General features: G+C 67.6%; 10 protein-coding genes. 5 read left to right on the forward strand and 5 right to left on the reverse strand.

From position 1 onward, the window contains the following. Nucleotides 1-58: 58 nt before the first annotated feature. From HNR01_RS02135 to HNR01_RS02150, 4 genes are all read right to left on the reverse strand, one after another. The gene (locus HNR01_RS02135) at nt 59-1,834 is read right to left on the reverse strand and encodes an acetolactate synthase 3 large subunit (RefSeq protein WP_183666341.1); all 1,776 of its coding nucleotides are present in this window, start codon (nt 1,832-1,834) and stop codon (nt 59-61) included. 335 nt (nt 1,835-2,169) lie between these two features. Beyond that, complete coding sequence (locus HNR01_RS02140) at nt 2,170-3,825, reverse strand: methyl-accepting chemotaxis protein (protein ID WP_210313017.1); 1,656 nt, start codon at nt 3,823-3,825, stop codon at nt 2,170-2,172. Between the two features lie 180 nt (nt 3,826-4,005). Next, the gene (locus HNR01_RS02145) at nt 4,006-5,502 is read right to left on the reverse strand and encodes a protein adenylyltransferase SelO (protein WP_183666344.1); all 1,497 of its coding nucleotides are present in this window, start codon (nt 5,500-5,502) and stop codon (nt 4,006-4,008) included. Nucleotides 5,503-5,869: 367 nt separating this feature from the next. After that, nucleotides 5,870-6,373 carry a YciE/YciF ferroxidase family protein gene (locus HNR01_RS02150; RefSeq protein WP_003598253.1) on the reverse strand — a complete coding sequence of 168 codons (504 nt, stop codon included), beginning with the start codon at nt 6,371-6,373 and terminating at the stop codon, nt 5,870-5,872. 325 nt (nt 6,374-6,698) lie between these two features. Here HNR01_RS02150 and HNR01_RS02155 point away from each other — a divergent pair, with 325 nt between their 5' ends. Next, complete coding sequence (locus tag HNR01_RS02155; RefSeq protein ID WP_183666346.1) at nt 6,699-7,991, forward strand: MFS transporter; 1,293 nt, start codon at nt 6,699-6,701, stop codon at nt 7,989-7,991. 226 nt (nt 7,992-8,217) lie between these two features. On the opposite strand, the gene HNR01_RS02160 is transcribed toward HNR01_RS02155, so the two are convergent. Beyond that, nucleotides 8,218-8,598 (reverse strand): hypothetical protein, encoded by a 381-nt coding sequence (locus HNR01_RS02160; protein ID WP_210313018.1) that lies wholly within the window; start codon nt 8,596-8,598, stop codon nt 8,218-8,220. A 435-nt stretch (nt 8,599-9,033) separates the two neighbouring features. Between HNR01_RS02160 and HNR01_RS02165 the strand changes: the two genes are divergently transcribed. From HNR01_RS02165 to HNR01_RS02180, 4 genes are all read left to right on the forward strand, one after another. Then, a complete protein-coding gene (locus HNR01_RS02165; RefSeq protein ID WP_183666351.1) occupies nt 9,034-9,363 on the forward strand; it encodes a hypothetical protein in 330 nt (109 codons plus the stop codon). Nucleotides 9,364-9,468: 105 nt separating this feature from the next. Further along, on the forward strand, nt 9,469-9,846 hold the full coding sequence (locus tag HNR01_RS02170) for a hypothetical protein (protein WP_246417359.1): 378 nt from the start codon (nt 9,469-9,471) through the stop codon (nt 9,844-9,846). Nucleotides 9,847-10,065: 219 nt separating this feature from the next. Next, nucleotides 10,066-10,464, forward strand: a complete 399-nt coding sequence (locus HNR01_RS02175) for a hypothetical protein (protein WP_183666355.1) — start codon at nt 10,066-10,068, stop codon at nt 10,462-10,464. Nucleotides 10,465-10,546: 82 nt separating this feature from the next. After that, nucleotides 10,547-12,274: an efflux RND transporter periplasmic adaptor subunit gene (locus HNR01_RS02180; protein WP_183666357.1), complete on the forward strand. Its 1,728-nt coding sequence runs from the start codon at nt 10,547-10,549 to the stop codon at nt 12,272-12,274. Nucleotides 12,275-12,285: the final 11 nt, after the last annotated feature.

Below are 12,285 nucleotides of genomic sequence, written 5' to 3' on the forward strand. Positions count from 1 at the left end.
CCGCCGTTGGAAGCGTCCGATCCATGGCTCCGCACCGCGCGACAGAATGCCGGCCCGGTCAGACCAGCATCTTGCCCTCGGCCGAGATGACGTCCCCGAGCTCCACCCCGGTCTCGCCGAGATAGTCCGACAGCAGCATCTCGTTATGCGCCTTGCCCGACGGGATCATCGGGAAGCAGTTCTCGGTCTTGTCGACGACGCAATCGAAGATCACCGGGCCGTCATAGGCCAGCATCTCCTGGATCGCTCCGTCGAGCTCGCCCGGCTTCTCGCAGCGGATGCCCTTGGCACCGTAGGCCTCCGCCAGCTTGACGAAGTCGGGCAGGCTCTCCGAGTAGCTCTGCGAGTAGCGCGAGCCGTGCAGCAGCTCCTGCCACTGGCGCACCATGCCCATGTACTCGTTGTTCAGGATGAAGATCTTGACCGGCAGCCGGTACTGCACCGCCGTCGAGAGCTCCTGCATGTTCATCAGGATCGAGGCTTCGCCCGCGATGTCGATGACGAGACCGTCCGGGTTGGCGAGCTGCGTCCCGATCGCCGCCGGCAGGCCGTAGCCCATGGTGCCGAGGCCGCCCGAGGTCATCCAGCGGTTCGGTTCGTCGAACTTGAAGTACTGAGCCGCCCACATCTGGTGCTGGCCGACCTCCGTGGTGACGAAGGTCTTGCGGTCCTTGCACGCCTCGTAGAGGCGCTGAACCGCGTATTGCGGCTTGATGATCGTGCCCGAGGGCCAGTAGGCGAGGCAGTCGCGCGACTTCCAACGGCTGATCTTGTTGAACCAATCCTCCATCCGCGCCTTGTCGGGCTGCTTCGGCAGGGCACGCCACTGGGCGAGCATCTCCTCCAGCACCGCGGCGCAGTCGCCGAGAATGCCGACATCGACCTTCACGACCTTGTTGATCGAGGAGGCGTCGACATCGACGTGGATTTTCTTGGAGTACGGCGAGAAGGCGTCGAGGCGACCGGTGATGCGGTCGTCGAACCGCGCACCGATGTTGATCATCACGTCGCAATCATGCATCGCGAGGTTGGCCTCGTAGGTGCCGTGCATGCCGAGCATCCCGAGGAACTTGTCGTCGGAAGCCGGGAAGGCGCCGAGGCCCATCAGCGTGGACGTGACCGGGAAGCCGGTCTCGGCGACCAGCTCGCGCAGCAGGCGAGAGGCTTCCGGCCCGGAATTGATGACGCCGCCGCCGGTGTAGAAGACCGGCCGGCGCGCACCCGCCATCAACTCGACCGCGGCCCGGATCTTCTCCGGGTCGCCCTTGACCGGCGGGTTGTAGGTCTTGTGTCCGCTGTGGCTCGGGCGCTCGTAGACGCCGGTGGCGAACTGCACGTCCTTGGGCAGGTCGATGACGACCGGGCCGGGACGGCCGTGGCTCGCGACGTAGAACGCCTCGTGCAGGATGCGCGGCAGATCCTCGATCGATTTGACGAGGTAGTTGTGCTTCGTGCAGTGGCGGGTGATGCCGACGGTGTCGCATTCCTGGAACGCGTCCGAGCCGATCAGATGCGTCGGAACCTGGCCGGTGACGGCGACGAGCGGGATCGAGTCCAGCATCGCGTCGGTCAGGCCGGTGATGATGTTGGTGGCACCCGGACCGGAGGTGACGAGGACGACGCCGACCTTGCCGGAGGAACGGGCATAGCCCTCAGCCGCGTGAACCGCGCCCTGCTCATGGCGCACCAGCACGTGCTGGATCGTGGTCTCGTCGAAGAGCGCGTCGTAGATCGGAAGCACGGCACCGCCCGGATAGCCGAACAGGGTGTCCACGCCCTGATCCTGGAACGCCCGGATGACCATCTGGGCCCCGGTCATGACCTCGCCGCTCATCGACTCCTCCATCAATCCGTTCTTCGTCTTCCGATCCGCATGCCGGCCCGTTGGATTTTGCGCAATAAAAAAGGGCCCCTAGGGGACCCTGCATGCGCCACCGACCGGGCCTGTCGGGCTTGATCTCAAGCCCGCCCCGTCCGTGGCGCTTCCACTACGATAAGAACCGTGCGCATCGTCGATCCGTTCGCCGCTTCCTCGCCGACTTCTGGCGAGTGAGTCTCAGCAAGTGAGGGGCGCGGATTAAGCGATACGCACCCTGCCGTCAATCCGCGCCGCTCGAATTTGCGGCGGCATAGCTCGCATTCGGATGCGGCCGCGCCGCCTCATGGCGTTCAGGCCGCCCGCACCGTCCGCAGGAAGCGAGCGACCTCGGCGCTGAGATGCTCCGATTGCCGCGACAATTCGGAGGCGGAGGACAGCACCTGGGTCGCCGCCGCCCCGGTTTCCTCCGAAGCCCGTGCCACGCCGGCGATGCTCGAGGTGACGGCGCCGGTGCCACTGGCGGCCTGAGCGACGTTTCGCACGATCTCCTGCGTCGCCGCGCCCTGTTGCTCGACCGCGGCCGCGATCCCGTTGGCGACATTGCTGATCTCGCGGATACGAGCGGTGATGCCGCCGATGGCCGTGACGGCCTGTCCGGTCGCTCCCTGAACGCGGTCGATCTGGCCCGAGATCTCCTCGGTCGCGCGCGCCGTCTGGTTGGCGAGCTCCTTCACTTCCGACGCGACCACCGCGAAGCCGCGGCCGGCCTCGCCGGCGCGGGCCGCCTCGATGGTGGCGTTCAGCGCGAGCAGGTTGGTCTGTCCGGCAATGGTCGCGATCAGGCCGACCACATCACCGATCCGGCTGACGACGGTGTCGAGTTCGTGGACCAGGATCGCGGTGCGGTCCGCCTCGGAAACGGCACTCGCGGCGAGGTCGGACGAGTTCGAGACCTGGCGGCCGATTTCCTGCACCGATGCGCCGAGCTGCTCGGCGGCGGCCGCGACGGTGCCGACATTCGAGGCAGCCTCCTCCGCCGCGCCGGCGACGTGTCCGGAACGGCTCGCGGTCTGCCGCGCCGTCGCCGCCATGGTCTCGGCCGTGACCTTCAGCTCCGTGGCGGAGGACGCCACCGTGTCGACGATGCCGCCGACGGCGACTTCAAAGCCTTCCGCGATAGCGCCGAGGGCGCGCTTGCGCTCTTCCTCGGCGGCGGCACGCGCCAATTCGCCTTCCCGCTCGAGTTCGCGGGTACGGATCAGGCTCTCCTTGAACACCTGAACCGCGGCAGCCATGGCACCGATCTCGTCCCGGCGGGTGAGACCCGGAACCTCGGCCGTGACCTCGCCCTCGGTCAGTTGCGTCATCGTCCGGCCCAGCCCCTCGAGCGGACGCAGGGTCCGGCGGATGGTGAGCCAGAGCAGCACCATCGCTGCCACGATCATGCCGCCACCGACCAGTGCCGCCTGACGGGTCATCCGGTCGAGTCCGGCCAGAACGTCCGCCCGCTTCAGGCCGACATAGAGAATGCCGGTGACATGGCCGTCCGCGCCGCGAACCGGCGCATACAGGGTCAGGTAGGGCGTGCCGAGGATATCCGCCTCGCCTCGATAGGTCTCACCGCGACCGAGAACGGTGTCGTGGACGGGCCCGGGGGCGAGCCGGGTTCCGACCGCGCGGCTGCCGTCGGCCTTGCGCACCGTCGTGGCGGTCCGGACCTCGCCCGAGAAGACGGTTGCGGTCCCCCCGGTGACGCTCTCGACACGATCGACGGCGGCGTTGAGGTCCGCGCTCGCGCCGGCGACGCCCTCTATGCCGGCCCGGAGAAGACGCATGGAGCTATCGAGTGAATCGTCGGCCCGGGCGTGCATCACCGCGCGCGCCTCGAACAGCAGTTGGCCGCCCACCGCGAGGGACGCGACCAAGACGAAGAGGCTGCCCAATAGAGCAACCCGAGCCGCGAGGGACAATCGAACCGTCAGGGGCGAGCGGACGGCATTCGCCATGATGAATTCCTCGAGCACATCGCAGAAGATGACAGATCGAGGATCGGAGTTAAGGACGTATCGTTACCGAATGATTGAGGGACAAGAAATCTTTTCAGGGCTCAGAATAAACATAAGATGCGGAAATTATATTCCTCAGAGCTTCAATGTGACAGGATAGTGCAAGGAAGGAATTCTTCCTCAGGTCCCGCAGAAGGTGCGATAGTCGCGCCCGCCACCTTCCGGGGCCTCCGCATATCGGGCGAAGTCGGGCTGGTCTTCGTAGGGACGGGCCAGGACGCTCAACAAGGTTTCGAACGGTGCGAAATCCTGCCGCTCGACCGCCGCCTCGATCATCGCCTCCACCTGATGGTTGCGCGGGATGAAAGCGGGATTGACCATCCGCATCAACGTCCGCTGGGCCGCGGCGTCGCCCGGTTCGTCGGCGAGCCTGCGGCGCCAGCGCTCGGCCCACCGGTCATAGGCGGTCGGATCGATGAAGAGGCTCCGCACGGCCTCGATCGCCTCCGGCTCGGGATCGCTCCCGAGGTCCGGCACGGCCGCAGCGAGGCGGCGGAAGGTGAGGGTGAAGTCGGCCTCGTTCTCGGCCATGGTCTTCAGCAGATCTCCGGCGAGGACGGTGTCACCGTCGCGGGTCGTGGCGAGCCCGAGCTTGCGGTTCAGGCCGCTGTGATAGGCATCCTCGAACAATCCGGCGAAGCCTGTCAGTGCGGCCTCGGCCTCTGCGACAGCCCGTGTCTCGTCATCCGACAAGAGCGGCAACAGCGCTTCCGCGAGCCGGGTGAGGTTCCATAAGGCGATGCGCGGCTGGTTGCCGTAGGCGTAGCGGCCATGTCGATCGATCGAGCTGAAGGCGGTCGCCGGATCGTAGGTGTCGAGGAACGCGCAGGGACCGTAGTCGATGGTCTCGCCGGCAATCGACATGTTGTCGGTGTTCATCACGCCGTGGATGAACCCGACGGTGAGCCACCGGGCCACCAACTCGGCTTGGCGGCGGACGACAGCTTCGAGCAAGGCGCGGTAGGGGTTCTCGGCCTCGGCGGCCGCGGGATCGTGGCGGGCGATGGTATGGTCCGCGAGCATACGCAGGCCCTCGACATCGCCCCGAGCGGAGAAGAACTGGAACGAGCCGACGCGGATATGGCTCGACGCGACGCGGGTGAGGACGGCCCCGGGCAGCACCGTCTCACGGATCACCCGCTCCCCGGTGGCGACCGCGGCGAGGGCGCGGGTGGTCGGAATGCCGAGCGCGTGCATCGCCTCGCTGACGAGATACTCGCGCAGCACCGGCCCGAGCGCAGCGCGACCGTCGCCCCGGCGAGAAAACGGCGTCGGGCCCGAACCCTTGAGCTGGATGTCGCGGCGGCGCCCGTCGCGACCAACGACTTCCCCGAGCAGAATGGCACGCCCGTCGCCGAGTTGCGGTACGAATTGCCCGAACTGGTGCCCGGCATAGGCTGCCGCGAGCGGTTCCGCCCCCGCGGGAACACCTTGCCCCGCGAGGACCGAGCCCCCCTCAGAGCTTTCAAGTCGCTCGGGATCGAGACCGAGATCGACGGCGAGCGCCCGATTCAACCGCACCAATCTCGGCGCCTCGACCGGTGTCGGCGCGACGCGGGCGAAGAAGCGGTCCGGCAGGCGCGCGTAGCTGTTGTCGAAGGGGAATAGAGCGGTCATCGGTGTACCGGCGCAGGATCAGGGGCTCGGCGGATCAGTGGGGATCGCGAGGAGGGGTGCAAGGTCCACACCCCTCGCTCGGCGGCATCCGACAGGAAGGGGGCCGGAAGCGACTGCTTTAGACGCAGGAGCGCGCTCCGCGATCGGCCGCCCCCGATTTAAAGGCGACAGCCGACCGGTCGCGCAGCTTCTGCGCCTCAGCCCGTCCCTGGCTGGCTCGAAGGCCGCGCCTCTTCCTCGGCCGGCGGGGGAGGGGAATGCGGCCCGGGCCGCGGATCGGCGCGCGGCCGCTCCATCCCTGGGATCGGCCCCTGCGCGGGTGGCTTGGGACGCTCTTCGGACTCCGGACGCTCCCTCTCCTCCATGATCAAGCCGCCTTCTGATTCACGCGGCTCTCGGCTAGCGCCGTAAGCTTCTGGTCAGTCGCCTTCTCCTCGTCGAGCGTCTGCTGGAGCACGGCGGCGCAATCGTCTCGGCCGAGCCGCTTGGCCCACGCCACGAGCGTGCCGTAGCGGGCGATCTCGTAATGCTCCACGGCCTGCGCCGCTGCGAGCAACGCCGCATCGAGCACCTCCTTGTCAGCGACCTCGCCGGCGGTCTCGTTGGCCTCCTTGATGATCCCGTCGATGGCCGGACAATTGACCGCCTTCGGCTTGTGGCCGTGCATCTCGAACACCTGCTCAAGGCGCTTGATCTGCCCCTCGGTCTCACGCAGATGCGTCTCGAAGCCCTGGCGGAGCTGCGCGTTCGTCGCTTTCCCGATCATCGTCGGCAGAGCCTTGGTGATCTGGTTTTCGGCGTAATAGACGTCCTGCAACGTGTGTACGAAGAGGTCGTCCAGCGACTTGATGTCTTTCGTGAACAGACCCATGGCGTCCTCCTGTCAGTGATTCTGAGGGCCATGCGGGAACAGGGCCCGTGACGGGAGAAGCCGGGCCGCGCGGGCCCGGTTCCGCATGACGGCGCACGACGTTGCATTCGCAGTGAACCGCTTCACATCGCCCTTCCGATCGATCGCCCCGATCGGACCTCGCGAACCAAGCCGCCCTCGGGCGGCAATGCAGGCGGCGGCACCCGAGTTGGCGGTTCGTCTATCCGGCCGTCGGCAACCTCGCTACGACAGCCGAGCACGGAGCTCACGACGGCCGGCTCGGCGCGCAGCGCCGTCCGGATTAAGCAAGGAGCAGGTTGACGGGATGGCGGATGCGCTCGCGGGCAAGGTGGCGCGGCGCCTGCTGCCCTTTCTCATGCTGTGCTACTTCTTCGCCTATCTCGACCGGGTGAATGTCGGCTTCGCCGCTCTCACCATGAATCGGGACATTGGCCTGTCGGCTACGGCCTACGGCTTCGGGGCGGGACTGTTCTTCCTCGGCTACGTCGCCTTCGAAGTTCCGAGCAACCTGATCCTGGAGCGAGTCGGCGCGCGGATCTGGATCGCGCGGATCATGGTGACATGGTCGCTGATCTCCGCCTCGACCGCCTTCGTGACGAGCGAATGGTCCTTCTACCTCGTCCGGGTCCTCCTCGGACTTGCGGAGGCCGGCTTCTTTCCCGGCATCATCCTGTATCTTACCTACTGGTTTCCCAGCGCGCAGCGCGCGGGCATCGTCGGCATCTTCATGATGGCCGTGCCGCTCTCGGCCGCCATCGGTGCGCCGCTGTCCGGCCTCGTCATGAGCTTCACCGACGGCTGGCTCGGTCTGGCCGGGTGGCAGTGGCTCTACCTGCTCGAGGCCGCGCCCAGCCTTTTGCTCGGCCTCGCAACCCTGTTCGTCCTCACCGACCGGCCCGAGCAGGCCGCCTGGTTGACGCCCGAGGAGCGAGCGCGCCTCGTCGCACGGATGGCGGAGGATCAACGCCTGCAGCCGAACCGGACAACGCATTTCGGAAGCGCCCTCCTCGATCCGCGGGTGCTCGGGCTCGGGCTCGTCTATTTCGGGCTCAGCACCGGTCTCTATGCGGTCGGATTGTGGTTACCGCAGATCGTCAGCAGTTTCGGCTTCACGACGACCGCGACCGGTTTCGTCACCGCCATCCCGTACATCGTGTCGGCGGCGGGGATGCTCGCCTGGACGCGCCGCTCCGATCGAAGGGGAGAGCGGGTCCGCCACGTCGCGATCCCGACCGTGGTAGCCGGCCTCGCCCTGATCGCCGCGAGCCAGGCCGGAACGCCATTCCTCACCATCGCCGCGCTCAGCGTGGCGGCGTTGGGGGTGTTCGCGGCGCTACCGACCTTCTGGACGCTGCCGACGCGGTTGCTCACCGGAACCGCGGCCGCGGGCGGCATTGCACTGATCAATGCTCTCGGCAGTCTCGGCGGCTTCGTCGGACCGTCGCTCATGGGCTGGGTCCGCGACGCGACAGGGCGGTTCGGCGACGGATTCGCTGCCGTGGCCGTGGTTCTCATTCTCGCGGGAGCATTGGTGCTGCGCATCGGCCGGGACACCGAACGGTTCACGGGGTCGACCGTCAACGCCGAGCGGGCGTGAGGTTGACGTCTCCGGGAAGCGTGATCCCGGTCGCGGCATCGTTCCTCGACTGACGTGGGAGCGCAGGCATCCGAGCAGACCGGATCGGGTCTGCGCTCGATCGAAGCGGAGCCTGGATCCATCGTTCCGGAAGAAGTGACCGGATGCGATGTCGGTCGTCGCGCTTTCCGGCCCAGGCCGAGTTGTTCCTCCCAGCCCGCCGGTGCCAGGGAATCTGAGCGAGAGGTCAGCTGGTCGTGGGGGATCGCGAGGCACGGGAGGGTGGCAGCACCGATGACACGATCATCGGACTGACCGGACGTTGCACGCGCACCGCCCGCTGCAGCGCGGCGTGGACCTCACCCGAGATCACAGCCGTCGCCTCGCCGCGTTTGTTGCCTGTCGTCGGCTCGACGGCAGGCGTCACCGCCATCGGCTCCGGCGCCACCTTCGGCACAGGTTTCGCCGCAGGCCGCGGCAACAACCGGGAAACCCCGAAGAGGATGAGGCCCAGACATCCCCACCCGAGTGATGCGACCGAGGGCTGCCCGGCGAGCATCATCACCACGAGGCCACCGATCGCCGCGGCGACGCCTGCCAGTCGAAGTTCGGAGTCCGGAAGATTCATGCTCTCGTTGTACGACGCCTCGGTTGCCGGGACGTGCACGTGACCTCTCGAAATTGAGACACCGGCTCGCCGTCGCATGACCGAGGGCGTGTCACCGTGACGGCATGGCGACGCGCCGCAGGCGGCCCGATCTGCGCGCGATCACAAGTCTGTCAGAAGCGACGACGGAAGCTTGACGATCAAGCGTTTCCCCGGACGAAGTGGGGCCGCTGCGCTGATCATGTCGGGCCAGCGGATGGTGGGTCGGCACTTCCAACGTGCTGGCCCACTCATTCCCCCGATCCCGCTCAAAGCTGCGGTCGGATGTGCAGCACATTCCTATCCACGTGTGATCGGACCGGATCGGGACGCCTGTCCCGGCAGGGCGGACGGGCGCCTCTTCCTGCAGCCTCAGACCGATCGCCTCCTCAGATCCATCGCCGATCCGAGTGCCGGATGCCGGCCTTTCTCGACGTTCAGGGGTTTCAAAGAGGCGCTGCGCGCGACCCCACGGTGATGGCGAGACGCTCGATCCGCCCCAAGACTCAAGCGCAAGTTGTTATTCCTCCCTTCACTTCGGCCGCTTCGAATGGCAAGTGGAGGCCGAAATCGGACTTTGTCCTGTTCCGCAGCGGCCTGACTCCGCGGCAAGCGATCGAAAGAAGATGGCCGCGACCGTCATCGTGCTGCGAACACGGCATCTCGGACGATTTCATCGCGTTGTCTTGCGGCGACCCGGCAGGACGTGATGATCCGACTTCTCCATTGGTCGCGACGATCGAGTGATCTCGTTTGCGGACGGGAGAGAGGGCGAACCGGATGCATGGAAGACGGCCCGCAACCGCCCCGGAGACGCTCCGCAACGCGCTGGCGACCCGCCTTTCGCGCGAGATGACGGAAGCCGAGCGCCACGGATTCGGAACGGCGACGGTCTGGCTCACACGCGAGGAGGCCGACCTGATCTGTGAGGCCCTACGGATGGCTGCGGGAAGCGACGCTGCGCGGCTGGACTTTCTCGACCGTTGCACTGCCGCCCTGACCGCTCACGACGGAACGGTCCGACACTGGCGCATGTCCATCGATCAGGACGGCGTGATGCTCGACGCAGCGTCGGCGATGCGCCGAGATGGCTTTACCGCCGATGGACACGCCTCTTGCCGAAGTGCCATCGACGAGAGGATGGACGAGTTGGAATCCGCACGGTCCGAACCGGCCGAGGATTGGCACATCCGCGAGCGACGCCCGACGGACAGGCCGAAGCGAGCCTGACCGAATCCGGCCCCGATCCGGGCGGATGGAATTGGTGCATCTCTTCGATGTTGGATCGCCTTTCGTAAGGGGAGATGCGCGGACAGCCCCTGGCGAACCGCCCGGTCCCATCGGCCTTGCCGAAGCGCGGCACGTCCGGAGGGCGACGAGGCGGCCCCGGTCTGGTGCCGGAAAAAAGCTCATGCTCAATCCGCCAGGAAATGTTATGGACGCCGCATCATGTCGGCCACCCGATCCCTTTGGCGCTCGCTGCTGACGGTCTTCCAGATCGTGGCGTTCGTCGCATTCGCGCTCGCGGGTGCCGGGCACTCGCACGCCGGGACGTCAGATGTCGGGACGTCGCATGTCGGCCATGGGGCCGTCGCCGCCGTCGAGCATCCGGAAGCCTCGGGACCCGCGTCCCTCGGTCAGATCGCGGATCATGCGGAGCCGAACGACCACGGGGCGACGTCCGGTCCATGCAGTCTGTGCTGCTGCCATACGTCCTTCCTCCGCCAGGATTCCGCTGCCGTGACGGTCGCCGCTCAGCCCGGGCGGACATTGGCCGGCATCTCAACGGTCGCGTTCGACAGCGTGGCCCCCAAGACACCTTCAGAACCCCCTCGAACCGTCGCCTGAGGTTCGCGCTTCGACGCGCGCTCTGAGCGGCTGCCGATGAAGGCTGCCGCCAGCCTCCCTCCTGCGAAGGCTCGGTTTTCCCATGCGTGTTTTCTCCGCCTCCGCCCTGCGGATGGCTGTTCTTGCGCTCGGCCTGTCGGCCGTAGCGCCGACGATATCCGCTGCCCATGAGGGCCACGACCATGGCGCCGAGGCACAAGCGGCGCCGACGACGGCCGCACCGCGCGGCTCGTCGAGCACCGAAGCGCTCGAACTGGTTGCCATCGCCCGCAACGGCCGGCTGGTCGTGTTCCTCGATCGCGCCGGCTCCAACGAACCGGTGACGGACGCCGTCGTCGAGGCGGAAACGCCGGAAGGACCCGCCAAAGCTCTGCCGCTTCCGGACGGCAGCTACGGGTTCGATGCCCACTGGAGCGAGCATTCCGGCGAGCACGACGTGCTCTTCACCGTGACGGTGGACGGAAGCGCCGATCTGTTCCCGGTCAAGCTGACTGTTCCGGAAGCGCCGCCGGCACCGCCCTCGGCCGGCGCCTCGACCTGGGCGGCCGGGCTCGCGGCGGCCCACGATTTTCAGCGCCACCTCAAAGAGGCCGACCCGTTGCCGCTCGCCGTCGGCGGGGCCGGCTTCCTCCTCGGCGTCGCCTTCACGCTGCTGATGCGCAGGCGGCGCTACCTGCCTGCCACGGCCCTGGTCGTCATTGTCGTGACCCTCGCTCTCGCACCGCGCGCTTTCGCGGCCGACGGCCACGACGGCCGTGAGCCCCTTGCCCACCAGGGCTTGCCGATGGCCGCACCATCCGCCGGCGGACAGGACTTGGCCCGACGCCAGCCGGACGGGACGATCTTCGTGCCGAAGCCGACGCAGCGGGTTCTCGCGGTCCGGACCGTCGTGACGGCTTCGGACACGCTTCGCCGCACCGTCGAGCTGCCGGGCCGCATCGTTCCCGACCCGAGCGCCAGCGGCGTCGTTCAATCCTCCGTCGGCGGCCGCCTCTCCCCGCCGGAATCCGGCATCTTCCCGCGCCTGGGTACGCGGGTGCGCAAGGGAGAAGTCCTGGCCTACGTGACGCCGCCGGTGCAGGCGGTGGATGCCTCCGACATGCGACAGCGCCAGGGGGAGCTCGATCAGCAGATCGCCATCACCGAGCGCCGAGTCGAGCGCTACCGCAAGCTCGCGCCGGGCGGCTCCGTCTCGCAGGTCCAGCTCGAGGACGCCCAGGCCGAGCTCAAGGGCCTGCTCGACCGCCGCGCCGCCCTCGACAATATCCGTCAGCAGCCTGAGGCTTTGAAGGCGCCCGTCGACGGGGTCATCGCCGAAGCGAATGCGGTCGCGGGCCAGATGGCGAGCCCCGGCGTCCAGGTGTTCCAGATCGTCGACCCGGCCCGCCTCTGGGTGGAGGCCCTGAGCTTCGATGCGCTGGCCGGGGGGCAGGACGCCACGGCCCGGATGGCCGACGGGCGAGTGCTGCGGCTCGCCTATATGGGGGCGGGCTTGGCCGACCGCAGCCAAGCGGTGCCGATGCACTTCGCCGTGCTCGGCGCGCCGCACGAGCTGCGCACCGGACAGTTCATAACGGTGCTGGCTGCCATCGACGATCAGCAGGAGGGGCTCGCCCTGCCGCGCACCAGCGTGGTCCGTGGCGGCAACGGGCAGAGCATCGTCTACGAGCACACCGCGCCCGAACGGTTCGAGCCGCGCGAGGTGCGGGTCGAACCGCTCGATGCGGGGCGAGTGCTGGTGGTGTCGGGGGTCGCTCCGGGTCAGCGGATCGTCACCCAGGGCGCCGAACTCCTCAATCAGGTCCGCTGAGGAGACGCGCC

It is taken from the genome of Methylorubrum rhodesianum, assembly GCF_014199985.1.
Classification (GTDB): domain Bacteria; phylum Pseudomonadota; class Alphaproteobacteria; order Rhizobiales; family Beijerinckiaceae; genus Methylobacterium; species Methylobacterium rhodesianum.

Bases quoted from the DNA above. Each gene is read 5' to 3' on its own strand.
- HNR01_RS02135 (WP_183666341.1), bottom strand. From the start codon at position 1,834: ATGAGCGGCGAGGTCATGACCGGGGCCCAGATGGTCATCCGGGCGTTC.
- HNR01_RS02140 (WP_210313017.1), bottom strand. From the start codon at position 3,825: ATGGCGAATGCCGTCCGCTCGCCCCTGACGGTTCGATTGTCCCTCGCG.
- HNR01_RS02145 (WP_183666344.1), bottom strand. From the start codon at position 5,502: ATGACCGCTCTATTCCCCTTCGACAACAGCTACGCGCGCCTGCCGGAC.
- HNR01_RS02150 (WP_003598253.1), bottom strand. From the start codon at position 6,373: ATGGGTCTGTTCACGAAAGACATCAAGTCGCTGGACGACCTCTTCGTA.
- HNR01_RS02155 (WP_183666346.1), top strand. From the start codon at position 6,699: ATGGCGGATGCGCTCGCGGGCAAGGTGGCGCGGCGCCTGCTGCCCTTT.
- HNR01_RS02160 (WP_210313018.1), bottom strand. From the start codon at position 8,598: ATGAATCTTCCGGACTCCGAACTTCGACTGGCAGGCGTCGCCGCGGCG.
- HNR01_RS02165 (WP_183666351.1), top strand. From the start codon at position 9,034: ATGCCGGCCTTTCTCGACGTTCAGGGGTTTCAAAGAGGCGCTGCGCGC.
- HNR01_RS02170 (WP_246417359.1), top strand. From the start codon at position 9,469: ATGACGGAAGCCGAGCGCCACGGATTCGGAACGGCGACGGTCTGGCTC.
- HNR01_RS02175 (WP_183666355.1), top strand. From the start codon at position 10,066: ATGTCGGCCACCCGATCCCTTTGGCGCTCGCTGCTGACGGTCTTCCAG.
- HNR01_RS02180 (WP_183666357.1), top strand. From the start codon at position 10,547: ATGCGTGTTTTCTCCGCCTCCGCCCTGCGGATGGCTGTTCTTGCGCTC.